Below are 22,835 nucleotides of genomic sequence, written 5' to 3' on the forward strand. Positions count from 1 at the left end.
GCGACATCGATTTTCGAAGTTCACTGGAGTTCGGTGACGGAAGTGGACTAGCTTCGCTGCCATGCATGAAACCACCCAGAACCCCAAGCGCGACTCAGTCGCTGACCTCGGCTTGAGTGTTGTTCGCGAGATTCGAGGAATCGAGCGAGAAATTGCACGATTACAGGCCGTTCAATGCCAGAAGATCGTTGCGTTCGCGGCTCGACGAGATAGTGCTTCCGAAGCGGCCACGGAGCTTTCGTTAGTGCTTTCCATTGGCGAATCGGAGGCGCGAAAGAGAGTCGAACTCGCAAATGCCTTGGCCAGCCGGTTGCCGAATACCCACCGAGCCATGGCGAAGGGGAAGATCGATGTCCACAAGGCTTCGAAGATCGCCGTACCCACTGCCTGCCTTTCGGATGAACAGGCGCGCGAGGTCGACACCGTCATGTCCACACGGCTGGCCGACAAGACCGCCACACAATTGCGTCGTGCCACCAGCTACGTCGTACACAAGATCGATCCGGCTGGTGCGGCGGCCCGTGCCATGCTCAGGCGAGGTGACCGAAAAGTGGTGTTGAGCCACCGAGATGACGGAATGTCCCGACTCCTGATTGATCTACCGGCCGAAGTGGCAACTGCCGCTTACGCGCGCGCCGATCGAATGGCCCGGCAGTTGCGGGGCAAGCGTGAACCTCGGACATTGAGCCAGTTGCGTGCGGATGTGCTGGCTGACGTGCTGCTGGGTCGTGATTCCGGTGGGACCGGAAGTCCGAGAGCGGAGATATTCGTCTATGTAGACCTGCGGACTCTTGCCGGTCTGAACAATGACCCAGCGCAGCTTGCCGGGCACGGCGCCATTCCTGCTTGGGTGGCACGTGAGCTAGCCTCCAACCCGTCAAGTGTCTGGCGGAGAGTAGTCACGGACTCGCTGACCGGAACGCCGGTCGAGGTCGGGACGAAACGCTACCGCCCGCCGAAGGTGACTGACGAGTTTGTTCGGATACGGGACCGGGAATGCCGATTTCCTGGTTGCCACAGGCCCAGCCAGTTCGGCGACTCGGACCAGGCGACGGAGTGGAACCAGAGTGGAGAGACTAACGCCGAGAATCTTGTTGGGTACTGTCGACGTCACCACAGGCTTCGCCAGTCACCTGGGTGGCTCTATCGGCTGAACCGGGAGACACAACACCTCACGGTCCAGACCCCGTCGGGGGCAACGTTCAGCGGCCGGCCTGAACCTCTGCACGAACCCGAACCGGCGTAGGCTGTCCTCAGACTCCAGAGGCATTCTCAGCGAGTTGCGGGCTTGAGTGGGTCATGTCCGATCGACATGAGTCGGTGCCGCCACTGTGCTTGCCCAGGCGTCGGTTCCAGATCCCCTCGACGTTCCTCGTGTACGCGGTCGACTACTCGGCGCATCACATCGACATCGTCGCTACGCATGTCGGTCTTACGCTTGCCGAGTATCTCCAACACACGTCGCCCCAGACCCGACTTGGCTCACGTTCAAGATCATCTAGTGTTTGTGGGGCTGTGACCTGGTGGTTTGTGTGGTTGTGTGGTTGGATTTGCGCACTGATTTGGGGTCGTAGGGTGGGTGGGTGGCGTATGTGCGCACGGTGAAGACGGCCTCGGGTGCGAGGGCGGTGCAGATCGTGCACTCCTCGCGGCGTGGGTCGCGTGATATCGAGCATGTCGGGTCGGCGCATGATGATGCTGAGCTGGAACGGTTGAGGGCGGTGGCGCGGCAGCGGATGCTCGCGGGACAAGGCGAACTCGGTCTGGGCCTCGATGCGGGCGGGGCCGGTGGGCCGTTGCCGATCAGGTCGTCGCGGATGGGGCATCTTTGGGATGCCATGGCGCATGTCTATGGCGTGCTCGGGTTCGACACCGCAGCCGGCGGCGACGAGGTGTTCCGGTGTCTGGTGCTGGCGCGGATCATCGAGGCGACCAGCAAGCTCGACGCACTGCGGGTCCTGGACGAGGCTGGGATTGAGCCGCCCTCGTATGCGACGGTGAAACGGCACCTGCCCGCGTATGCCAAGGACTCGTGGCGGGAGCGCCTGTCGGCAGCATGCGCGGCGCAGGCTGATCTGGGGCCGGCGAGTTTGGTGCTGTACGACGTGTCGACGTTGTACTTCGAAACCGACACCGCTGACGGGTTTCGTGAGCCTGGTTTTTCCAAGGAGCGGCGGTTGGAGCCGCAGATCACCCTCGGTCTGCTCACCGACGCGACGGGGTTTCCGTTGATGGTCAACGCTTTCGAGGGCAACATCGCCGAGACCACCACGATGCTGCCGGTGATCGAGTCCTTCAGGGCCGCGCACCCGCTCAAGGACGTGACTGTGGTGGCCGACGCGGGCATGATCTCCGCGGCCAACCAGAAGGCGATCGAGGCAGCGGGATTGTCGTTCATCCTCGGCATGCGCATCCCCGACGTGCCCTACGTGGTCGCCGAGTGGCGCCGGCAGCATCCCGACACCGACATCCCCGACGGGCACATCTTCACCCAGCCGTGGCCTGCCGGGCACACCGACAACCGGCGTGACCAGGTCATGTACTACCAGTACAAAGCCGACCGGGCCCGACGTACCCTGCGCGGCATCGATGAGCAGGTCGCCAAAGCTGAGAAAGCGGTCAAGGGCGAGGTGGCGGTCAAACGCAACCGGTTCGTGCAGCTCTCCGGCGCCACCAAGACCGTCAACCGCACCCTGGAGGCCAAAGCGCGGGCGCTGGCTGGGATCAAGGGCTATGTCACCAACCTCGACGACCCAACACCCGAGTTCGTCATCGGGGCCTACCACCGGCTGTTCCAGATCGAGAAGTCGTTCCGAATGTCCAAACACGACCTCCAATCCAGGCCGATCTACCACCACAAAAAGGAATCCATCGAAGCGCACCTCACCATCGTGTTCGCCGCGCTGGCCGTCAGCCGTTGGCTCGAAGACCACACCGGCTGGTCGATCAAGAAGTTCGTCCAGACCGCCCGGCGCTACCGCACCATCGAAATCCAAGCCGGCGAACACACCATCACCGCCGCCGACCCCATACCCGACGACCTCCACCGCGTGCTCGACGCCATCCACCGCAACGAAAGTGCGCACTAACTTGAGCCAAGTCGGGTCTTACGCTTGCCGAGTATCTCCAACACACGTCGCCCCAGAGGTGGGCCGGCTTGGTCAGGCAGCGGCTCGTCTTCCATGGTCGAGGACTGTGTGCGCAACCATTCGCTCAGCTCACGAGAAGTCATGTTTACGACCGGTGAAACTCGTTCCAGAGATCCTCGGTTTCCTGATCCACAGCGCTTCCTCCTCGGTGGACTTTTCACAACGAGCACCTGGTCAGCCTGGCGTGGTTTCGCCGCCTAGCGCCGCGATAACCTCCCCCGTGTAGTAGGAGGAGAGTTGGTTGGCGGCCAGAAAGACGAACGATGGAGCCAGTTCATCAGGTTCCGCTGCTCGCTGCATGGGAACTTGTTGCCCAAACTTCTCGACGTGCTCCTCCCGTAGTGTTGCCGGGATGAGCGGTGTCCACACAGGTCCTGGAGCCACGCAGTTGATGCGGATGCCTCGAGGTGCCAGCGACTGGGCCATTGCATACGTCCATGCGTGCACAGCGCCTTTGGTAGCGGAATAGTCGATGAGCTTCTTGTTTCCACGCAGACCGTTCACCGACCCGGTGTTGACGATGGCACTGCCCTCAGGCATGTGTCTAATCGCCGCCGCGGTGACGCGGAAATAGGAGTGTATGTTGACATCAAAGGTGTGGATCCATTGTTCGTCGGTCAATTCGTCGAACGAGCCGAGCTCCTGCTGCGTCGCGACGTTGTTCACCAGTAGGTCAAGGCCGTCGAATTCGCGAACAGTATCATCGACTACCTTGCGACAATGCTCGAGACTCGCCAGGTCTCCGGCGATCAGTACACATCTGCGCCCTTGCTCCTTCACAAGCTTCGCAGTGTGTTCGGCATCGGAGTGCTCGCTTAGGTATGCGATCGATACGTCGGCTCCCTCCTTGGCAAATGCGACGGCGACGGCACGGCCGATACCTGAGTCGCCACCGGTGATAAGCGCGCGCTTGTCGCGAAGCAGGTCCCGGCCGACGTAGTCTCGCATTTCGTCGCGCGGCCGCGGCGCCATCTCTTCCGTACGGCCGGGAGGCTGCTGTGTTTGTGGCGGTTGGTTCACAGGTGGGCTCCTTGCTGCGTCATATGCTCTGCAGGAACTTGTCGACAGTGATCGGCAGGTCTCGAACCCGGACGCCGGTCGCGTGGTGGGCCGCGTTTGCGATGGCAGCGGCAGTCCCCACGATGCCGATCTCGCCAATGCCCTTTGTTCCCATGGGATTCACGTAGGGATCGTGCTCGTCGAGCCAGTACGCTTCGACGGATCCCACGTCCGCGTACCCGCTCACGTGGTACTCGGCGAGGTCGTGGTTCACAGTGAAGCCGAAACGGTCGTCCAGGATGCTTTGCTCGTGCAGCGCCATGGAGAGCCCCATGGTCATGCCCCCGATGAACTGGGAGCGCGCAGTGCGGGGGTTAACGATCCGACCTGCGGCGAACACACCGAGTAGACGTGGTACCCGAACCTCGCCGGTATCGATGTTCACGTGAACCTCGGCGAACTGAGCGCCAAACGCATGCATGGCGAACTGATCCACGAACGGGTTTACCGAACTCTCTGCCGTCAGTTCGTCCTGTGGATCGGGATCTGGACCGTACTTCTTACGAAACGAGCGCGCTGCCTCGACGACGGCGGTACCCCAATTGGTGGTGCCTGACGACCCGCCTGCGACCGAAGCGGTAGGAAGGTCGGTGTCCCCGATGCGCACATCCACGTCTTCCAGTGCAACTCCCAAGGCGTCGGCAGCGATCTGCGTGAGGACGGTCCATGCTCCGGTGCCGATGTCGACCGCGCCGATGGATACCTCATACCGGCCGGTGTCGAGTATGCGGACTCTGGCGGTGGAACCGGCCTGAAAATGCACCGGGTAGGTTGAGCTGGCAACACCGGTGCCAACCCACCAGCCATTCTTCATCGTCGAGCCTGGGGTGGCCACGCGGTTGTCCCAGCCGAACCGCCTGGCGCCTTCACGCAGGCAGCCGACTAGGTTGCGAGTCGAGAAAGGCAGACCGGTCTCCGGGTCGACTTCCGGCTCGTTCCGGACGCGTAACTCTATCGGGTCCACGCCACATGCTTCGGCGAGTTCGTCCATCGCGACCTCGGGCGCGAACATGCCGGGACATTCGCCTGGAGCGCGCATCCAAGAAGGAACAGGCAGGTCCAGAGCGGCCAGCCGGTGCGTGGTCCGCCGGTTCGGCGCCGCGTACATGTTGCGAGTCGGGACGCCGGTCTGCTCGGCGAACTCTTTGATCCGCGACGTCAACTCGACCACGTCATTGCTGATCCCCAGCAGTCTCCCGTCTTGGTCAGCGCACAACCGGACCTGCTGCATTGTCGGTGTGCGATAGCCAACGAGAGTGAACATCTGTTGCCGAGTCAGGGCGAGCTTCACTGGCCGCCCGGCTGTGCGCTTGGCGGCGAGTACCGTGAGGATGATGTGCGCGTGCGCGGTGCCCTTCGAACCGAACCCGCCTCCCACGTAGCGAGCGATGACGCGGATTCGCTGCTCCTCCAGGCCTAGAACGGACCGTAGGACCTGCCGCATCGCGTGAACGCCTTGGGTGGGGTCGTAAACGGTCAGCCCGTCGTTGTCCCACCACGCCACCGTGGCGTGTGGCTCCATGGGGTTGTTGTAGTACATGGCGGTGGTGTAGGTGGCGTCGACAGTTCGTGGCGCGGCCGCGAACGCGGCGTCGATGTCGCCGGTTTCGGTGTCGGTCTCATAGGTGGGGTTCACCACCTCCGGCTTGTACAGCTCATGTTCCGTCGAGAACGTGACGTCGTGGGCTTCACGTTCGTAGGACACGCGGACCAGGTCGGCGGCCTGGCTGGCGGCCTCCGGGGTGTCGGCGACAACGGCACTGATCAGTTGACCGCGGAAGGAGACCCTGTCGGATTGCAGGATCTCTAGCTCCGCGTCGTGTCCCGTCTCCAACCGGGGTGCGTTGAAGGGGGTGAGGACGGTGATGACGCCGTCGATGGCAGTGGCGGCGCGGGCGTCGATATCAGTGACGCACCCACGAGCGATTGTGGCCTGCACGGGATGCAGGTACCCGGGTTGCTGCACCGGGTTCTCGTAAGCGTACGGCGCACACCCGGTGACCTTCATGACCGCATCGACCCGCTCGTGGTCGGCTCCGATGGAGTGAGGTTGGAGCAGGTCCGTCACGGTGCATCGTCTCCCGACAGTTCCCGTAGCGTCGCCACCAGCATGTTGCGGGCCATCGGCAGCTTGAACTCGTTACCGGGCAGCGGCTGGGCATCCGCCAACTCTGCTTCCGCTGAAGCGCGGAACTCATCGTCAGTGGCGGGCCTTCCCAACAAGGCCTGCTCGGCGAGCCGGGCTCGCCACGGCTTGTGTGCGAGCCCGCCGAAGGCGATCCGGGCACCTCGCACGATCCCGTCCGTTACGTCCAGCGCGGCGGCGACCGACACGAGTGCGAACGCAAAGGATGCCCGGTCACGCGCTTTTCGATACCTGGATCGCGTGGCGAAGGGTAGCGGCGGCAGCTCGACTGCGGTGATGAGCTCGCCGTGACGCAGCACCGTGTCCCACTCGGGGTGTTCACCGGGGAGGCGGTGCAGTTCGGTGGCGGGTATCGCACGCCCGCCGTCCGGTCCTTGGACGTGCACGAGGGCATCGAGCGCGGCCAGGGCCACCGCCATGTCGGACGGATGTACGGCTACGCAGTGTTTCGACGCGCCGAGGACGGCGTGGTAGCGCGTATGGCCTTCCAATGCTGAACAGCCCTGCCCTGGCTCACGCTTGTTACACGGTGTGGTGGTGTCCTGGAAGTACACGCATCGGGTTCGTTGCAGCAGGTTCCCACCCGTGGTCGCCAGGTTTCGTAACTGGCCGGAGGCTCCCGCCAACAGTGCCTGGGTAAGCACGGGGTAGCGTTCGCGCACAGCCGAGTCGGCTGCGAGATCACTGTTGCGGACTGCGGCACCGACTCGGAGGCCGCCATCCGGCAGGCATTCGATGCGATCCAGCGGGAGTCGTGTGACATCGACGAGCAACTCGGGTGCCGCGATGCCCAGCTTCATGTGGTCGACCAGGTTCGTTCCTCCGCCGAGGAACGCCGCGCGACTGTTGCCGGTGACCGTCGCCACGGCAGTATGCTCGTCCTCGGCCTGCTTGTACTCGAACGGAATCACGACCAGCGCTCCTGGCGAGGTTCCGCTGCCGAGGGGAACGCGGCGAGTCGCCTGCCCGTAGCGACTTCGCTGATCGCGGCGACGATGTTGACACAAGCACCGCAGCGGCAGAGGTTGCCGCTCATTCGCTCGCGTATCTCGGCGGTATCGAGCGGCGGAGCGGACGTGACCTCGGCTGTCACGGCGCTCGGCCAGCCTTGCCGTGCCTCGTCGAGCATGCCGACGGCCGAGCAGATCTGTCCCGGCGTGCAGTAGCCGCACTGGAAGGCGTCGTGGTCGATGAAAGCCCGGTGGAGTGGGTGTAGGTCACCGTCCTGCGCGAGCCCCGCACTGGTGGTGATGTCGGCTTCGTCGTGTGCCACGGCGAAGGCGAGACAGGTCGTCGCTCGCCTACCGTTGAGCAACACGGTGCACGAACCGCATTGACCGTGGTCGCAGCCCTTCTTCGCGCTGGTCACGCCGAGGTTGTCACGGAGGGCGTCGAGCAGTGTCACGCGGTTGTCCACGGTGAGCGCGTATCGCTGTCCGTCCACCGTCAAGGTGATGTCGGATTTCATGTCACCCCACGCCAGACATCGGGGAGTTCGACGGCAGCGGCTTACCCGGGTGGCGCTGCTGCCAAACGGGGCTACTCGGTGAGCCGGGCACGCAAGAACTCCAGCGTCCTGGCGAGCAAGCGGGAGACGTGCATTTGCGAAATGCCCACCTTCTCCGCGATCTGAGTTTGTGTCATGTTTCCGAAGAATCGCAGGATCAGCACGCGCCGTTCGCGCTCGGGCAGGCTTGCCAGCAGCGGCTGGAGCGATTCGTGGTACTCGACATTCTCCAGTTCCGCGTCTTCCTCGCCGACGGTCTCGGCGAGCGGCAGCGTTCCCTCATCGTCATAGGCGGCATCCATGGATACCGACTGGTAGGCGTTGCCGGCGAGCAACCCGTCCCAGACGTCTTCGTTGGCAAGTCCCAGTTCAGCGGCGAGTTCACTCGGGGTTGGCGCCCTGCCGAGCCGTTGCGCGAGCTTGCCGCTGGCTTGGCTGAGCGAAAGGTGAAGTTCCTTCAATCGCCGGGGGACGCGCACGGCCCAGCTCGAGTCTCGGAAATGGCGACGGACCTCGCCCATGATGGTCGGAACCGCGAACGCGACGAACTCGGTGCCTCGATCGGTATCGAACCGGTCGATCGCGTTGAGTAGTCCCAGTCGGGCGACCTGCACCAGATCATCACGCGGTTCGCCGCGGCCGATGAAACGCCGTGCGATGTGTTCGGCCAGCGGCAGACAACGTGTGATGATTTCCTCGCGCACGGCAGCCCGCCTCGGGTCGTTGGGCGCGAGTTCGGCGAGGTGGTCGAACAGTGCCGCGACATCCTCGTAGCCGGCAGGATGCTCGCGCCCCTCCGTGCGGGGTTGCTCGTGGGGCGTCACGGCAGCGGGGCTACCCCATGCCCGCGTTCGTCACACCCTTGCCTGCCAGGAGCGTTGCGTCGTCAGGGAGTTGTAAGGCGATGGAATATCGGGTCCCGAACGGGTCGGTACGCCAGCGGATCTTGGCCCTGTCCTCCCGGTGCGGACGGCCATTACTCCGGTTTCGGCTCCCGACAGCTGTCTCACTCTTCCGAGTGTTTCGTCAAGTTTGGTGTCACACATTCAGGTCGGCAGTACGACTCCAAGGCGTGACTTCGGTGCGGTTTGGGTCAAATGCGAACAGAATTCGCCGTTGCTGTAGCGGCGTAGCTCGAAGGTTGGGCCGATCGCGCTTTCTCCGTCACACAACGGGAATCGATGCGCAGGCCCACCCGCAGTCTCGGGCTCGGATTCTTCGATCGAAGACTGCTCGAACCCCGCACATACTGTCTACATTGGACGTGTGTGACGTCGTTTGTTGGTGGCTTTTCACCCGAACGTTGTGCTTGCGGCACAGGGATAACGGCGCGTACGGTCGGATCCGGTGGTTGAGAAACCAGCCGCGCCGAGAATCCGCAAGGCCGGAAGGCGGCGACGAAGTGGAACACCTCACGAAGCCGGAAATCGGCATACGGCTCGAACAGCTACGGTCAGGGCTCGTGGTTATTCACGTGTCCGGAGAAGTAGACATCGTGGCCGCGCCTACGTTGCGTCACTGTATCGACGAGCAACTGGGCAAGGTCCGCTCGCTGGTGCTGGACCTCACGGGGACCAGTTTCTTCGGGGCGGCCGGGCTGTCCGTGCTTGTGCACACCGCGGACCGAGCCCGCCAACACGAGGTGAGTTGGGCGTTGATCTGCCCGCACGCCGTTCTGCGGCCACTCACGGTCACCGGCCTGAGCGAAGGCCTGCCCGTCTGTGTGGACCTGCCGGAGGCGATCGCGGCGGTGACGACGGAACAGGCCGCGCTGTCCGGCTCCTGAGCTGTAGACGCGCGCTGAATCGATCTAGTCTCAGGTGTCAGTTGGTTGCCGCACGCGGTGGAGGCTGGCCGCGTTACTGAAGGCGTGGCTGGGGGCTGTGCCTGCTACGGGACGCGCGGCCACGGTTTCCACCGCGCGGAAGGGATCGCCGTCGGCCGCGGCATGACGGCCGGGGCGAGCCGCCGCACCGCTTTGGCCCAGCTCATCAGCTGATCCCCAGTCTTCCCGCAGGCTTGCGGCGCGAGCGCGTTTTCCGGCAGAAGGAAACGGTGCTGCGACAGGCAGCCGCCGCGGGTAGATCTCTTCCGTGTGAACGCAGCCGGTTTCGCACGCGACGCCGAACACGGCGAAGTGCGGGCGTCCGTTCGGCGCCGGTACGGCGGTGCGTGCGTGCGCCCGGTCATCGAAGGTTGGCGGGCGGCTTTCCCAGATGCGCGCGAACCGGAAACGAGCGATCCCGGTTCGCGGTGCGGTGGTGGCTTCCGGTGCGCGGCGTGTTCCGGTGGCGGGCATACGGCCACGTCACGGGGGCCGTTCCGGCAGCTCAGGATCAGCCGATCCGGTCACCGGCCGCTACCGGTCGCGGGAGGCCAAACGACCATGACTGCTCGCGGGCGACGACATCCGTGGCGTGCTCATTTCAGGGAGATCCGATGGTGAACACGATTCTCGACCCGACCGGCGGCACCACACGCACCGCGCAGGAGGCTGTGCTCGCCTCACCCCGCGTCGCGCTACGCGGTGCGACCGTGGGCCTGTTGGAGAACACCAAGCAGAACGCGGCCCTCTTCCTCGACGAGTTGGGCAACCTGCTGTCCGAGCGGCACGGTGTCGCGAACTTCGTGCGGCGCACGAAGTCGGCCTTCGCGCTTCCCATCCCCGACGAGGAGTTGGAGGAACTGGCCGGGCTCTGCGACGTGCTCATCACGGGTGTGGGCGACTGCGGTTCGTGCAGCGCGTCCGCTGTCGCCGACGGCATCGCGTTCGAGCGGCACGGCATCCCGGCCGCCGTCGTGTGCAGCGACGCGTTCGCCGTCACCGCCGACGCGATGGCCGAACTCAAGGGTGCCAGCGGGTATCGCTACACCACCACGGCTCACCCCGTTGCCGTACTCACCGCCGACGAGGTTCGCAAGCGCGCGGAGGAGGCGCTGCCGGACGTCGTCGCCATTCTCACCGGAGAGGCCTTGTGAATCCCGACCCCGATGTGGCACAGGAAGCCATCGAGTACTGCTACGACAAGGGCTGGTCGGACGGGCTGCCCGTGGTGCCCGTCTCCCAGCCCCTTCTCGACGCGTTTCTCGCCACGACCGCTCGTGCGCCGGAACAGGTGATCGGGCGCAGCGAGCAGTTCGATCGGGAGGTCACCGTCGAGCTCGCGGCGATCAACGCCGCGATGGCGGGTTGCCGACCCGAGTACTTCCCGGTCGTGCTTGCCGCGTGGGAGGCGCTCACGCGCGACCGCGCGGCGAGCGGCGGTGGCTGGCAGAGCACAAGCGGCCCCGCGCCGATGATCGTGGTCAACGGCCCGATTCGCTCCGAACTCGGGTTCAACAGCGGGGGAGGCGTGTTCGGGCCGGGCTTTCGCCCGAACGCGACCGTCGCGAGGGCTATCGGGTTGATCGTGCGCAACTGCTACGGGATCCAGCCCGGCGTGCTCGAACAGGCGACGCAGGGGCTCCCGGGCAGGTGGTCGATCTGCCTCGCAGAGAACGAGGAGGAAAGCCCGTGGGAACCGTTGGCGGTCACAGCCGGGCTGCCGGCTGACACGAGCGCGGTCTCGGCGATGCTGCTGCGCACCTGCGAGTTCGTGGACAACCGTCACACGCAAGATCCCGAGCAGATCCTGTGGGACTTCGCCGACACGATCTCGCGGACCGGCTCGCTGATCTTCGCGGACACCTCGGCAGGCGTGGTGTTCGGGCCCGAACACGCCCAGCTGCTGGCGAAGGCGGGCTACAGCAGGACAGACGTCCAGGACTGGTTCGTCGAGCACTGCGGGCGCAGCAGAGCGGACCTGCGGCGGGCGGGCAAAAACGGGACCGGCGACAACGGTGTCCGGCACGCGGACGACTCGGCTGAGGACGATGCGGTGTTCGACCGGATCCTGCCGTCGCGGCGGCAGGTGCCCGTACTGGTCGCAGGCTCGCGTAACGCGGCGATGTCGATGGTGGTGCGGGTGTTCGGGGTGTGGTCCGGCGAGGCGATTGTCGTGGAAAGGCAGCGGTGATGATTGACCCGAGTGGGCTGAAGGCCATGCAGGACATGCTTGCGACCGACGGGTACCGGCTGGAGGCGACCGAGCACGGCGACCGGGTGGATGTGCGAATCTCGGTGGCCGACCCGCAGGCGTGCGCCGACTGCCTCGCACCTGAGCCCGTGCTGCGGGGAATCCTGCACAAGCAGCTCAAGGTTCCCGAGTCCGCGATCGACCTGGTCTACCCGGAGCACGAGGGATGACCGGCATCGACGCGGACCTGCTGACCGATCCACATTCCGATGCCGGTCCGCTGTGGATGCGAGACCGAACCGCCATCGTGACGGGCGGTGGGCTGTCCGGGCAGGCGGGAGGTGTCGGCTACGCGACCGGTCTCGTACTGGCCCGCCACGGCGCCCGCGTGGCCGTCGTGGACCGTGACCCGGAGGCGGCCAAACGCACCGTTTCGGCGATCGAGGACGCCGGTGGTGAGGGGCTGGTGGTCGAGGCCGACCTGACACGCGATGAAGACTGTGAACGAGCGGTCGCGGCGGTCGTCGAGGCGTTCGGCGAGGTGGACACGTTGGTCAACAACGCGGCCGTCGGCGACCGCGCCGGCCTTTTCGATGTGTCGCCGCGGCGTTGGGACGAGTTGATGGACCTCAACCTGAAAACAGCCTGGTTGATGACCAGGCACGTGGTGCCCGCGATGTCGGGCGGCGCGATCGTCAACGTGTCCTCGGCCGCGGTGACCTCGCCGGGGCCGGGCAGCGTGTACGGCGTGGGCAAGGCGGGCGTGGAGTACTTCACCCATGGCGCGGCCTCGACGCTCGGGCCGAGCGGTATTCGCGTCAACTGCGTGCGGGTGGGCGCGATCTGGACGTCGATGGCAGCCAGGGACATGCCGCCGGAGGCGCGCGAGATGCGCAGAAAGGGTGTGGCTTTGCAGACGGAGGGAACGAGCTGGGACATCGCCTACGCGGTGTTGTTCCTCGCCAGCGACCGTGCGAGGTGGGTGTCGGGCAGCATTCTCGACGTCAACGGTGGTGGGCCGCACCGGGCGGGTATGCCGAGCCGGTCCGCAGAGGCGGCCCGCTCGTGACCGGCAGGGTGGCGTTGGTGACTGGGTGCGGCAAGCGGAACGGCATGGGGCAGGCGATCGCACGCATGCTCGCGGGCCAGGGGGTGGCGGTGGTTGTCGCCGACCGGTTGCCCGCCGGGGTGCCGAACCTGCGGCAGGAGCTGATGGGAACCGATTCGGGTGACTGGCGCGGGGTGGACAGCCTGGTGGAACTCATCGGGCGGGAAGGTGGTGTCGCGTCCAGCGTGGTCGGCGACATCGGTGAGGAAGCCGACGCCTCCCGGATGGTCGGCGAGGCCGTCGAGCGACACGGCAGGCTCGACATCCTCGTCAACAACGCCGCCGCGCCGCAGGGCAAGGACCGCGACGACATCGAGGAGATCCCCATCGAGGTATGGGATCAGGTGCTGCGGATCAATCTGCGTGGCACGTACCTGATGTCGCGGTTCGCCGTACCCCACATGCGGCGGCAGCGATGGGGCCGGATCGTGAACATCTCCTCGATGGCGGGCATGGTTGCCGCTCCCCGCTCGACCGCGTATTCGGCGTCCAAGGCAGGCGTGATCGGGTTCACCAGGGCGTTGGCGATGGACGTGGCCGCATGGGGCGTGACCGTGAACGCGGTGTGCCCCGGTCTGGTGGGCACGAGCAGGGCTATTCTCAACCCGGACCCGGACCTGGACGAACAGGCGGAGCTGGACAAGCGCGGACGCGCCATCCCGGTTGGCCGCGCGGGCAGGCCGGAGGATATCGCGGCGGCGGTGCGGTACCTGGCTTCGGAGGATGCCGGCTATGTGACCGGGCAGACCCTTTCGCTGGACGGTGGGGGTATGCAGCCGTTCCCGCTGCCCAGACCCGCGTAGCGGATGGCAGATCCGGTGACCGTGATCCGCGCGGAGTCGGCGCACCACTCGCGGGCGGGAGCGGGGGACTCGCGATGGTGAGCGGGCCCGCGCACTTGGCGAACCTGGACCTGAACCTGCTCGTGATGTTGCGCGAGCTGATCCGTGAGCGCAACGTGACGCGCGCGGCGGAGCGGGTCGGCGTCACCCAGCCCGCCGCCAGCGCCGCGCTGTCGCGCCTTCGCAGGCACTTCGGCGACGAGTTGCTGGTGCGTGGCAAGGGTGGCTACACGCTCTCACCGCTGGCAGCGCAACTCGCCGAGCAGGTGGAGATCGTGTGCTCCAAGGCGGAACGGCTGTTCGCCACCGGCACCCATTTCGATCCGCTCAGCTCGCAGCGGGAATTCACCCTGCTGGTCGCCGACTACACGATCGCGGTGATGGGCACCGAACTCGTGCGCCTGGTCGCCCGGGAGGCACCTGGCGTGCGGCTGCACCTGCGGATGGCGCGGGAGTCGCTGGCCTCCGACGTCGCCGACACGATCCATCTCATCGATGGCATGGTGGCCCCGCCCGCGAGCCGTTTCCGGCTGTCCGGCCTGAGGTCGGTGGAACTGTTCCGTGACCGGTGGGTGTGCGTGGTGTCGGAGGGCAACAGGCTGCTGCGCGCGAACAGGCCGACGCTGGAGCAGCTGGCCTCCTTGCCGTGGGTGGCGCCGTTCCACGACAGTGACGGCTACCCGCCTGCCGCGCCGCTGAGCAGGCAGTTGACCCTGTTCGGCATCCGGCCACACGTCGCGGTGCGGGTGGAGAGTTATCAGGCGGTGCCATCCCTTGTGGCGGGCACCGACCGGGTGGCGCTGATCCAGGAGCGGCTCGCCGCGACCGTGGCGCCACGACTGGGCCTTCGGATTCTGGAGTGTCCCGGTGATCCCGAGCCCATCGTCGAGAAACTGTGGTGGCACAGCAACTACGAGGCCGACCCTGCTCACCGGTGGCTGCGGGACACCGTGTCGCGGGCGGCCGAGCGGCTGCCCGCACCATAACCCGCGTTGATACCACGCAGCCGAAAGCTTTATTTCCGTGCCCGGCGGCTGCTTGCCTAGTGTCGACAGGATGAGACTCACCGACGACGAGCGGGCGATGCTGGGCGGCGCGGAAGGGCCCGCCGTCGCGGCGGCGATGGATCTGCTCGTGCGCTACGGCGAGGCGCTGGACGCCGATCGGCTGTGCGACGTCCGCAACGTCGCGGGGACGATGACCCAGCCCTCTCCCGCGAAGGCCAGGCTGGTGGCCGAGGGAGGCTGGGACAAGGCGTTCGCGGTGATCAACCTCGACTGCGACGACGACATCGAGATACCGCCGATGCGAGTACCGACCTGTCAGCTGCAGCAGGGCTTTGGCGAGGACTCGGTGGGGGTCGCACCGTACCCGAAGACCTTTGTGGAGTTGCAGGGCGACGCCGAGTCGTTCTACGGCCGCAGAGGGGTCAACATCCTGGCGACCTGCACGCCGTACCAGGTGGGCAACCTGCCGGTGCGCGGGGAGCACGTCGCATGGATGGAGTCCTCGGCGGTCGTCTACGCCAACTCGGTGTTCGGCGCGCGCACCAACTGCGAAGGCACCGCCTCCACCGGTGCGGCCTCGCTGACCGGCAAGGTTCCGTGCTGGGGCAACCACCTCGACCACAACCGGTACGGCAGCCATCTTGTCGACGTGCGGTTGCCGGTGCGGGACTTCCTTGACTGGGGCATGCTGGGCTACTTCGTCGGGGACCTCGTCCAGGAGGAACGCCCAGTGGTGGTCGGGGACATCGGTGTGCCCGAGCTGGCAGATCTGAAGCACTTCGGCGCCGCCGCGGCGTCGTCGGGCGGTGTCGAGCTGTTCCACCTCCCCGGCATCACACCGGAGGCGCCCACGACCGAGGCGGCGTTCGGTTCCCGGCCGGTACCGGAGGCCGTCGGCTACGGCCATCGCGAACGCCGCCACGTGTACGAGGCGCTGAACTCCCAGGGCGACAGCGCCGACGTGGATTTCGTGCTGCTCGGCTGCCCGCACGCTTCGATCGATCAGGTGCGCGCGGTGGCGAGAGCGCTCGAGGGCCGCAGGCTGCACTCGGCGACCCAGCTGTGGATCATGGTTCCGAGGGCGTTGCGGGCGATCGCCGACCGAAGCGGCTACACCGAGGTCATCGAGCGGGCGGGCGGCCGCGTCCTCACCGATTCCTGTCCGGCGATGTCCAGGTCGGCACCACCGGGAACGAGGGTGTTCGCCACCGACTCCGCGAAGCAGGCGCACTACCTGCCCGCCATCCTTGGTATCGAGGCGTGGTTCGGCACGTTGGAGGACTGCGTCGAGGCGGCTTTCACCGGGCGCTGGGCTGGTGAGCTGCGATGACGCTCGTGTTGCATGGCAGAAGAGTTGTCGGGGGCGTGGTCGAAGGCGAGGCGCTGGTCTCCCACGAGACCATCTCCGGCTGGGGCGGCATCGACCCGGCCAAGGGCACGATCATCGAGCGAAGGCACGAACTGCACGGCGTGTGCTTCACCGGCAAGATCCTGGTGTTCCCCGGCGCGAAGGGCTCTTCCGGTTGGTCGGGGTTCTTCCAGACGACGCGGCTGCTCGGCACCGCGCCGGTCGGCATGATCTTCACGGTCACCACGACGAAGGCCGCCCTGGGTGCGGTCGTCACCCGGGTGCCAACGGTCACCGACCTGGACCGCGACCCGGTCGAGGCCATCAACACCGGTGACTGGGTACGCATCGACGCCGACAACGGCATCGTCGAGATCAAGCGAGCTGCCGAACCGGTCGACTCAGCGGGCCAGCCGTGAGCGGTAGGTGCGCATCTTGTGCCGGGCGCCGCAGATGTCCATGCTGCACCAGACGCTGTTGCGGGCGGGGGAGCGGTCGTAGAACACCCAGCGGCAGTCGGGATTTCGGCAGGTCTTGAGGCGCTCGAGCTCGCCGGTGAGGCCCGCCGCGAACACCAGCGCCAGCAGCGAACCCAGGTAGGTGTCGAGGGCGCCCGCGCGCTTGGCTGGCAGCACCGGTTCCCCGTCGGGCGCCCATCGCGGGCCTGCGAGCATGGTCTTGGCGAGCCGGTTCAGTTCGGCGACGCGGTCCTCGCCGCCGAGATGGTCGCGGATCGTCTCCCGCAGGCCGACGACCTGCTCGTGTTCCTTGCGGCTGAGCTCGCCCACTTCGATGCCTTGTGCTCGCAACCACTCGCCAGCACTCGCCGGCGTGATCAACGCGTCCTCGGTGGACAGAAGGCGCGCGGAGTTGCAGAACCGTTCCAGTGCACGCAGCTCCCCCGGCGCATCGGTCCTTGAGAAAGACATATTCACTACGTTACCGATTGATATCTTTAGGTGGTAACGGGGAGGGGTGCTGTGCACGACGACTGGACATTGTCGCGGACACACGAAACGCCCTCGGGGTGTGGTCCGGTGGGACCGTGTCGGCGCGGGACCACCCGTGGTTCTGCTGCACGGCACCTTCTCGTCGTTCGCCTGGCGCGACTTGCTGCGAGCACTGTCCCACCGGTACCAGGTGTATGTCTGGGACATGCCCGGATACGGCCGGCCGCAGCAGCAGGCGGCGCAGGATGTGTGGTGGCGCGGCACACGGACACCTTTGAGGAGCTGCCGTCCGACCTGCAGGCCGCGCTAGTGCGCGAGTACGTGAGCACGGTCAGCTCCCACGGAACACCGACGGTGCTGGACGCGCTGGCGCGGCCGTGGCTTGGCAGCGAGGGGCAGGCCGCCTGCTACCGGTAGATCGCTCAGGCCGACCAGCGGCACACCGAGGAGATCGAGCCGCAGCTGCCCCCGGGCTGAACCTCCCGGTGCTGGTGCGCTGGGCAGCGAGGACACGCTCCTGCCCGCGCAGCGTGGCCGCGAACTCGCCGCGCGCATCCCCGGTGCCGTTCCGCGCCCGCTGCGGGGCGCGGGCCACCTCGTGCAGTACGGCGCGCCGGCCCAGCTCGCCGTTGCGGCTGACGTGCGCTGCCGGGCTCAGGTCGCCGGTGCCGACTCCGATGCCACCCGGCGAGCCCACCGCAGGTCGATCTTGCCGCTGGGGCTGCGCTGGATCGAAGGTACGAACACCACCTCGCGTGGGCGCTTGTAGCCCGCCAGCGTCGCCCCCACATGGTCCATCAGTTCCTGATCGGTCACCTCGGCCCCCGGCAGGCGTTCCACCACGGCCACGATGCGGTGACCCCAGCGCGGGTCCGGGACACCGAGCACGTTGACGTCGGCCACCGCGGGATGGTCCGCGAGTACCTGCTCGACCTCCTCGGCGAACACCTTCTCGCCACCAGTGTTGATCACTCGGCTGTCCCGGCCGAGGAGCACGAGGGAGCCGTCGGCGTCGAGTGTGGCGAGGTCGCCCGCGACGACGTAGCGCTGCCCCTTGACCATCCGGAACGTTTGCGCCGTCTTCTCCGGGTCGTCGAGGTAGCGGGTGGTCTCGGGAGTGGGTGCCGCCAGGTGACCGACCTGGCCGGAGCCGGGCACGATGTCGTCGCCGTTGTCGTCGAGTACCCGCGTGCCTGGAAGCAGCTCGAAGCGCGCCGTCACCGTCTGCTTTTGCCGGGTGGTCACCGAGCGCGCGAACGGCCCACCCTCCGACGCGGCCAGCAGGTCCTCCATCCGGGCGTCGCAGTGGGCGAGCAGCCGCCGCTTCACCTCGGCGCTCCACAGCACTCCGACGCTCACGACGCGCTCCAGGCTGCTGAGGTCGTAGGGCCGCCCGCGCTCGGCCGCCCGGTCGAGCGCGTCGGCCAGCGGTACCGCGAATACGTCTCCGACGATGCACAGGTGACCCACCCGATGCGCCTGGACCTGCTCGGCCAGCTCGTCCGGGTCGTAGTTGCGTGAAGGCAGGTACACCACCGTGCCGCCGGTCAGCATGGTGCCGAAACTCATGTACATCCCGGTGCCGTGCATCAGCGGCGGCGCGACGAGCGTGCGCAGGCTCCGGCCGTCCCGCAGCAGGTCGCGCACCGTGGCCCGTACCCCGTCGAGATCGCCGGGCGTAGGTACCCCCACCACGGCGTAGCCGTTGTTGGCCGCCACGCCTATCAGCCACCGTTGATCGCAGGCAACGCCCTTCGGGCTGCCTGTGGTGCCACCGGTGAACATCAGCCAGCCGTCGTCGCCGGAGCGTTCGGTGCGCGGCATCGGGGGGTTGTCGGCGATGGCGCGCTCGTAGTCGTCGGCCTGGAGCTGGCCCTCCTGCTGCCCCAGCCGCAGCAGCGAGGTCAGCTTCGGCAGGTCGTCCCGCACGGCGGCGACGATGTCGGTGAGCGCGGCGTCGAACACGATCGCCACCGCCGAGGCGTCGGTGAGCAGTTCCTGCAGCTCGCGTTCGCGGTAGCGATAGTTCACGTTCACCGGCAGCGCGCGCAGCTTCAGCAGTGCGAACACCGTCTCCAGGTACTCGGGTCCGTTGAACAGGGCGATTGCGACGCGGTCACCCTGGCCGACCCCGTGGTCGGCCAGCCAACTGGCCAACCTGCTCGCCCGCTCGTCCAGCTCCCGCCAACCGCGCCGGGTGTCACCGTGCACAACCACTGGCCGATCACCGGCCTCGTCGGCCACTACTTCCAGCAGGGTCGCGAGGTTGGTGTCCATCGGGTGCGCTCCTCGTGGCGTCGATGTGGTGGAGGTCGGTCGAGGTGGGTAGAGGCTGGTCGCGGCAGGCCAAGGCAGGCCAAGGCAGGCCGAGGGCAGACCGAGGGCACAGCCTCGCGGGTCGAGTCTCGCCGTGCCAGGGTGCGCGGGCAACAGCGTTACCGTCAGCCGGAAGCCGGGCGCCGCAGCGCGCGGCTCAGTTTCGAAGGCCAGCGTGCCGGTCGCGCGCCGAAGCGGCGCAGTGCGCCGGAGAACGTCCGCAACAGCTCGTCGCCGCTCGTTTCGGCCAGCTCCACCTCCAGCTCCCGCCAGGAGTCGGGGCCGGGCGGGTCACCGCCGCCCTCCGAGGTGACGTGATCGTCCATCAGGGTCGCTACGACGTGGTCGTCGGCGTCGAGCAGGGCGTAGGAGTACCGGGTGGTGCGGATCCGGACGACGGGGACGAGGTCGGCGCCCCGGCCGTGCTCGCGTACCCGGTCGGCGAGGTTTCGCGGCAGGGCGTCACCGGTGTCCCCCAGCGGTTCGGCGAGCTCCTCGCGGTGGCCGCTCGCGTGGGGCAGCTTCAGGTGCCACCCCGCGTCGGCGCCACCGGTACGTCGGCGCAGCGTGATGCCCGCGCCAAGCAGCCGGTGGTCGTGGGTGTCGAAGTAGGTGGCCTCCAGTACCGATCTGACCGGGTCGGCCTGCCTGGCTACCGGACCGATCCCGTCCAGGCGGGGGACCGGGCGATCCAACTCCAGCTCGAACTTGATCTCCCGCTCGATCATCGCGCCTCTCCTCCGCGCCGCATGTCCCCCTGCGCGCCAGGGTAGGGCAACGGGCGCGCCGCCAGCGCGCGACGACGGCCCGGGCGCGGACCCGGCGGGTCGCCTACTCGGGACCTGCCTGCTTCTGCTTCGTGCCCGCTGTGGCGACGGGGCTCGGTGGCCGTGCGGTGATGAGCACGTTGATCCACCTGTTGTCCGGGTCGACATCGATCAGCAGCGCCTTGGCCATCAGCGTCAGGGGGATCGCCAACAGTGCGCCGAGCGGACCGATGACCCACGCCCAGAACACCAGTGCCAGAAACGACAGTGTCACGCTGATGCCGACAGCATCGCCGACGATCTTGGGCTGGACGACCGACTCGACCACGAAGTTGATCCCGATGTAGAGCACGATAACCAGCAGCATCGGGCCCGGCCCGCCTTCCAGCAGTGCCAGTAGCGCTGGCGGCAGCAATCCGATCACGAACCCGATGTTGGGAATGTAGTTGGTGATGAAGGCCAGCAGGCCCCACACGAACGCCAGCGGGATGCCGAGCACCAGCAGCACCACGACGTCCAGCGCGGCCACCACGAAGCCGAACACCGTCGTCACCCACAGGAAGCGGCGGGTGCCCGAGGCGAACGATGCCAGCGCGGTGACGACGTCCGGCCGCTCGGCCGCCACCGCGCCGAGCCTGCCGTGGAACTGCACCGCGTCCATCCCCATGAACAGCACGACGAGCACGATCAGCAGCAGGTCCGACGCGATACCGGCCAGCTGCCCCAGCACGTCCTGCAGCACACCGACGACGCTGCCGACGTCGAGTTGGCGTAGCGCGTCCTCCACCTGCGCCTGCCCGACGCCGAGCTGCTCCAGCAGCCCGGTCGCCTGCCGCAGCAGCGTGTCGAACTGGCCGCTGTAGTCAGGAAGGCGCGTGGCCAGCTCGGCCACGGCCAGTGCCAGCGAACCGGCGAGTACGGCGAGCACAAGGAAGGCCGCGACGATCCCGGCGATGGTGGCCAGCAGTACCGGCGCTCCACGCCGTCGCAGCCACGCGGCCAGCGGGCTCACCGCGATCGTGAGGATCAGCGCGAGCAGCACGGGCCCCAGCAGGTCACCCATGGCGCGCAGGCCCGCCACGACGACGACGAGCGCGGCCATCCCGACCAACACCACGAGCCCCCGTGGCAGCGGGAGCCGTGGCCTCGCGACGTTCACAGCAAACCGCTGGGATCCGCCGGAACGTCCACCGCGTGTTCGCGCAGCGCCTCCAGCGGTACCACCTCGGTCGCCCGCTCGTGCGTGGCGGCGAGCACGACGGGTGGCGCCACGCCCGCCTCGTACGCCTCCAGCCAGCGGGAGGCACACACGCACCAGCGGTCACCGGGGCGCAGTCCCGCGAAGCCGTACTCCGGCCTCGCGGTGACCAGATCGTTGCCGGTCGTCTGCTGGTGAGCGAGGAACTCGGCCGACACGACCGCGCACACGGTGTGGTTACCGAGGTCCTCCGGCCCGGTGTTGCAGCAGCCATCGCGGTAGAAACCGGTCAGGGGGTCGGTGCCGCACGGGTCGAGCCTCCCGCCGAGTACGTTGCGATCGGATGTCATGTGCCCAGCGTGGCACGGGCCGGGCCGTTCCGGCAGTGGAGTCGCGACGACACGTCAACGTCGAGCCGCCCTGCCGGTTTCGCCCGCCGTCTCGTTCGGCGCGCCGCCGGTCGGCGGGTGGGGCAACTGGTCAAGGTGAGGTCGCAACGTGGCGGGGCCGAGGTCGGGACGACCTCCCACGCGCTCCACGGTGGCGCCCGCCGCCGCCACCGCGAGCCGTGCCGCTTCGGCCAGCTCCCCGCCGCTGGTCAGTGTCGCCGTGAGGCCGGCGACCAGCGCGTCGCCCCCGCCGGTGGTGTCGCCGGTGCCCGCACCGCTTCGCCGGGTGTGTGGCAGGAAGAGTTCCCGTTCCGCGTCGACGAACACGTTGCCCGAGCCTGCCACCTCCAGCACCACGAGTTCCGGTCCCCGCTCGCGGATGGCGTGCGCGCCGAGTATCGCGTCACGAACGGTAGCGATGGACCGCCCTGCGAGCAGTTCACCCTCCCGCGCGTCGGCTCTGAGCACGTCCGCGGCGGCGAGCAGCGGTTCCCGCGAATACTCGTCGCCGCTGGGTGCTCCGTCGAGTACCACCCGGGTGCCGCCGGCACGCGCCAGCCTCGCCGCTTCCAGCGCCACGTCCGCGGGCTGCCGCAGCTGCACCACCAGTGACTCGGCCGCGGCGATGGCGGCGCCCGCCGCGACGACGTCGGGGCCGGTCACCAGCGTGGCTTCCGGGATGTGTTCGAGGTAGTGCCAGTGGCCCCGCGAGTCGACGACATTGACGATGAGCGCCGTCTCGGTGCCTTCCCGCCGTACCACGCTGGCGGTGTCGACGCCGTCGAGCCCTGCCTGTTCCATCAGGTCGGTGCCGACCCGGTCCGCGCCCACCACGCCGACGAGCGTGACGGACATCCCCAGCTGTGCCAGTCCGACCGCCTGGTTGGCGCCCTTGCCGCCGAGCAGCTCGTACCGTCGCCGTACCGCCGCCTGTTCGCCCGCGCCGGGCACGTCGGCGACCGTCAGCACGAGATCTCGGGCCACCTGGCCCACCACCACCACATCGACCGGCATGGCCCTAGCGATACCCGGC

Annotated in this window: 25 protein-coding genes and 2 pseudogenes; 13 read left to right on the forward strand and 14 right to left on the reverse strand. The window is 67.2% G+C overall.

Annotated features, from left to right (window positions below):
• The first annotated feature begins 61 nt into the window (after positions 1-61).
• A complete protein-coding gene (locus FHU38_RS08165) occupies positions 62-1,246 on the forward strand; it encodes a DUF222 domain-containing protein (protein WP_167168426.1) in 1,185 nt (394 codons plus the stop codon).
• A gap of 26 nt (positions 1,247-1,272) precedes the next feature.
• Here FHU38_RS08165 and FHU38_RS08170 read toward each other — a convergent pair.
• Positions 1,273-1,470, reverse strand: a pseudogene (locus tag FHU38_RS08170) (DUF3140 domain-containing protein); the annotation flags it as partial.
• 113 nt (positions 1,471-1,583) lie between these two features.
• On the opposite strand from FHU38_RS08170, the gene FHU38_RS08175 reads away from it, so the two are divergent.
• On the forward strand, positions 1,584-3,089 hold the full coding sequence (locus FHU38_RS08175; RefSeq protein WP_449314276.1) for an IS1634 family transposase: 1,506 nt from the start codon (positions 1,584-1,586) through the stop codon (positions 3,087-3,089).
• An 8-nt stretch (positions 3,090-3,097) separates the two neighbouring features.
• On the opposite strand, the pseudogene FHU38_RS08180 reads toward FHU38_RS08175, so the two are convergent.
• The 6 genes and pseudogenes from FHU38_RS08180 to FHU38_RS08205 all read right to left on the reverse strand — a co-directional run.
• Positions 3,098-3,282 (reverse strand): annotated as a pseudogene (locus tag FHU38_RS08180) (DUF3140 domain-containing protein); the annotation flags it as partial.
• A 41-nt stretch (positions 3,283-3,323) separates the two neighbouring features.
• Positions 3,324-4,169: an SDR family oxidoreductase gene (locus FHU38_RS08185; protein WP_167168429.1), complete on the reverse strand. Its 846-nt coding sequence runs from the start codon at positions 4,167-4,169 to the stop codon at positions 3,324-3,326.
• Between the two features lie 19 nt (positions 4,170-4,188).
• Entirely contained in the window at positions 4,189-6,216 is a 2,028-nt protein-coding gene (locus FHU38_RS08190; protein WP_208415598.1) for a xanthine dehydrogenase family protein molybdopterin-binding subunit, read from the reverse strand.
• Between the two features lie 56 nt (positions 6,217-6,272).
• The gene (locus FHU38_RS08195) at positions 6,273-7,265 is read right to left on the reverse strand and encodes an FAD binding domain-containing protein (RefSeq protein WP_167168435.1); all 993 of its coding nucleotides are present in this window, start codon (positions 7,263-7,265) and stop codon (positions 6,273-6,275) included.
• On the reverse strand, positions 7,262-7,822 hold the full coding sequence (locus FHU38_RS08200; RefSeq protein ID WP_167168438.1) for a 2Fe-2S iron-sulfur cluster-binding protein: 561 nt from the start codon (positions 7,820-7,822) through the stop codon (positions 7,262-7,264). Before FHU38_RS08200 ends, FHU38_RS08195 begins: the two co-directional genes overlap by 4 nt.
• A 71-nt stretch (positions 7,823-7,893) precedes the next feature.
• Complete coding sequence (locus FHU38_RS08205) at positions 7,894-8,685, reverse strand: SigB/SigF/SigG family RNA polymerase sigma factor (protein WP_167168441.1); 792 nt, start codon at positions 8,683-8,685, stop codon at positions 7,894-7,896.
• Positions 8,686-9,323: 638 nt separating this feature from the next.
• Here FHU38_RS08205 and FHU38_RS27690 point away from each other — a divergent pair.
• Positions 9,324-9,647, forward strand: a complete 324-nt coding sequence (locus tag FHU38_RS27690; protein ID WP_313886697.1) for an STAS domain-containing protein — start codon at positions 9,324-9,326, stop codon at positions 9,645-9,647.
• Between the two features lie 30 nt (positions 9,648-9,677).
• On the opposite strand, the gene FHU38_RS08215 is transcribed toward FHU38_RS27690, so the two are convergent.
• Complete coding sequence (locus tag FHU38_RS08215) at positions 9,678-10,160, reverse strand: hypothetical protein (protein ID WP_167168446.1); 483 nt, start codon at positions 10,158-10,160, stop codon at positions 9,678-9,680.
• Positions 10,161-10,300: 140 nt separating this feature from the next.
• Between FHU38_RS08215 and FHU38_RS08220 the strand changes: the two genes are divergently transcribed.
• From FHU38_RS08220 to FHU38_RS08255, 8 genes are all read left to right on the forward strand, one after another.
• A complete protein-coding gene (locus FHU38_RS08220; RefSeq protein ID WP_167168449.1) occupies positions 10,301-10,840 on the forward strand; it encodes a UGSC family (seleno)protein in 540 nt (179 codons plus the stop codon).
• Entirely contained in the window at positions 10,837-11,877 is a 1,041-nt protein-coding gene (locus FHU38_RS08225) for a hypothetical protein (protein ID WP_167168452.1), read from the forward strand. The genes FHU38_RS08220 and FHU38_RS08225 overlap by 4 nt, the downstream gene beginning before the upstream one ends.
• Positions 11,877-12,107 (forward strand): hypothetical protein, encoded by a 231-nt coding sequence (locus FHU38_RS08230; protein WP_167168455.1) that lies wholly within the window; start codon positions 11,877-11,879, stop codon positions 12,105-12,107. The genes FHU38_RS08225 and FHU38_RS08230 overlap by 1 nt, the downstream gene beginning before the upstream one ends.
• Positions 12,104-12,946, forward strand: coding sequence for an SDR family NAD(P)-dependent oxidoreductase (locus FHU38_RS08235; RefSeq protein WP_243852214.1), 843 nt, complete (start codon positions 12,104-12,106; stop codon positions 12,944-12,946). Before FHU38_RS08230 ends, FHU38_RS08235 begins: the two co-directional genes overlap by 4 nt.
• Positions 12,943-13,788, forward strand: coding sequence for an SDR family NAD(P)-dependent oxidoreductase (locus tag FHU38_RS08240; RefSeq protein WP_208415599.1), 846 nt, complete (start codon positions 12,943-12,945; stop codon positions 13,786-13,788). Before FHU38_RS08235 ends, FHU38_RS08240 begins: the two co-directional genes overlap by 4 nt.
• 74 nt (positions 13,789-13,862) lie before the next feature.
• Positions 13,863-14,813: a LysR family transcriptional regulator gene (locus tag FHU38_RS08245; protein WP_167168461.1), complete on the forward strand. Its 951-nt coding sequence runs from the start codon at positions 13,863-13,865 to the stop codon at positions 14,811-14,813.
• A gap of 70 nt (positions 14,814-14,883) precedes the next feature.
• Entirely contained in the window at positions 14,884-16,164 is a 1,281-nt protein-coding gene (locus FHU38_RS08250) for an aconitase X (protein ID WP_167168464.1), read from the forward strand.
• A complete protein-coding gene (locus FHU38_RS08255; RefSeq protein WP_167168468.1) occupies positions 16,161-16,601 on the forward strand; it encodes an aconitase X swivel domain-containing protein in 441 nt (146 codons plus the stop codon). The genes FHU38_RS08250 and FHU38_RS08255 overlap by 4 nt, the downstream gene beginning before the upstream one ends.
• On the opposite strand, the gene FHU38_RS08260 is transcribed toward FHU38_RS08255, so the two are convergent.
• On the reverse strand, positions 16,584-17,111 hold the full coding sequence (locus FHU38_RS08260) for a CGNR zinc finger domain-containing protein (protein ID WP_167168471.1): 528 nt from the start codon (positions 17,109-17,111) through the stop codon (positions 16,584-16,586). The two genes, FHU38_RS08255 and FHU38_RS08260, sit on opposite strands and share 18 nt — an antisense overlap.
• A gap of 136 nt (positions 17,112-17,247) precedes the next feature.
• Between FHU38_RS08260 and FHU38_RS27225 the strand changes: the two genes are divergently transcribed.
• Together FHU38_RS27225 and FHU38_RS27230 are read left to right on the forward strand one after the other, a co-directional pair.
• A complete protein-coding gene (locus FHU38_RS27225; protein ID WP_313886698.1) occupies positions 17,248-17,442 on the forward strand; it encodes an alpha/beta fold hydrolase in 195 nt (64 codons plus the stop codon).
• Positions 17,385-17,549 carry a hypothetical protein gene (locus tag FHU38_RS27230; protein ID WP_243852751.1) on the forward strand — a complete coding sequence of 55 codons (165 nt, stop codon included), beginning with the start codon at positions 17,385-17,387 and terminating at the stop codon, positions 17,547-17,549. The genes FHU38_RS27225 and FHU38_RS27230 overlap by 58 nt, the downstream gene beginning before the upstream one ends.
• A gap of 237 nt (positions 17,550-17,786) precedes the next feature.
• On the opposite strand, the gene FHU38_RS08270 is transcribed toward FHU38_RS27230, so the two are convergent.
• From FHU38_RS08270 to FHU38_RS08290, 5 genes are all read right to left on the reverse strand, one after another.
• Complete coding sequence (locus FHU38_RS08270; RefSeq protein WP_167168474.1) at positions 17,787-19,409, reverse strand: AMP-binding protein; 1,623 nt, start codon at positions 19,407-19,409, stop codon at positions 17,787-17,789.
• Between the two features lie 164 nt (positions 19,410-19,573).
• Positions 19,574-20,176, reverse strand: a complete 603-nt coding sequence (locus FHU38_RS08275) for a CYTH domain-containing protein (RefSeq protein ID WP_167168478.1) — start codon at positions 20,174-20,176, stop codon at positions 19,574-19,576.
• 103 nt (positions 20,177-20,279) lie between these two features.
• Complete coding sequence (locus FHU38_RS08280; protein ID WP_313886699.1) at positions 20,280-21,374, reverse strand: AI-2E family transporter; 1,095 nt, start codon at positions 21,372-21,374, stop codon at positions 20,280-20,282.
• Positions 21,371-21,763 carry a DUF2237 family protein gene (locus FHU38_RS08285; RefSeq protein WP_167168481.1) on the reverse strand — a complete coding sequence of 131 codons (393 nt, stop codon included), beginning with the start codon at positions 21,761-21,763 and terminating at the stop codon, positions 21,371-21,373. The genes FHU38_RS08280 and FHU38_RS08285 overlap by 4 nt, the downstream gene beginning before the upstream one ends.
• A gap of 54 nt (positions 21,764-21,817) precedes the next feature.
• Positions 21,818-22,816: a PfkB family carbohydrate kinase gene (locus tag FHU38_RS08290; protein ID WP_167168485.1), complete on the reverse strand. Its 999-nt coding sequence runs from the start codon at positions 22,814-22,816 to the stop codon at positions 21,818-21,820.
• Positions 22,817-22,835 lie beyond the last annotated feature (19 nt).

It is taken from the genome of Saccharomonospora amisosensis, assembly GCF_011761185.1.
In the GTDB taxonomy this organism is placed as follows: Bacteria; Actinomycetota; Actinomycetes; order Mycobacteriales; family Pseudonocardiaceae; genus Saccharomonospora_A; species Saccharomonospora_A amisosensis.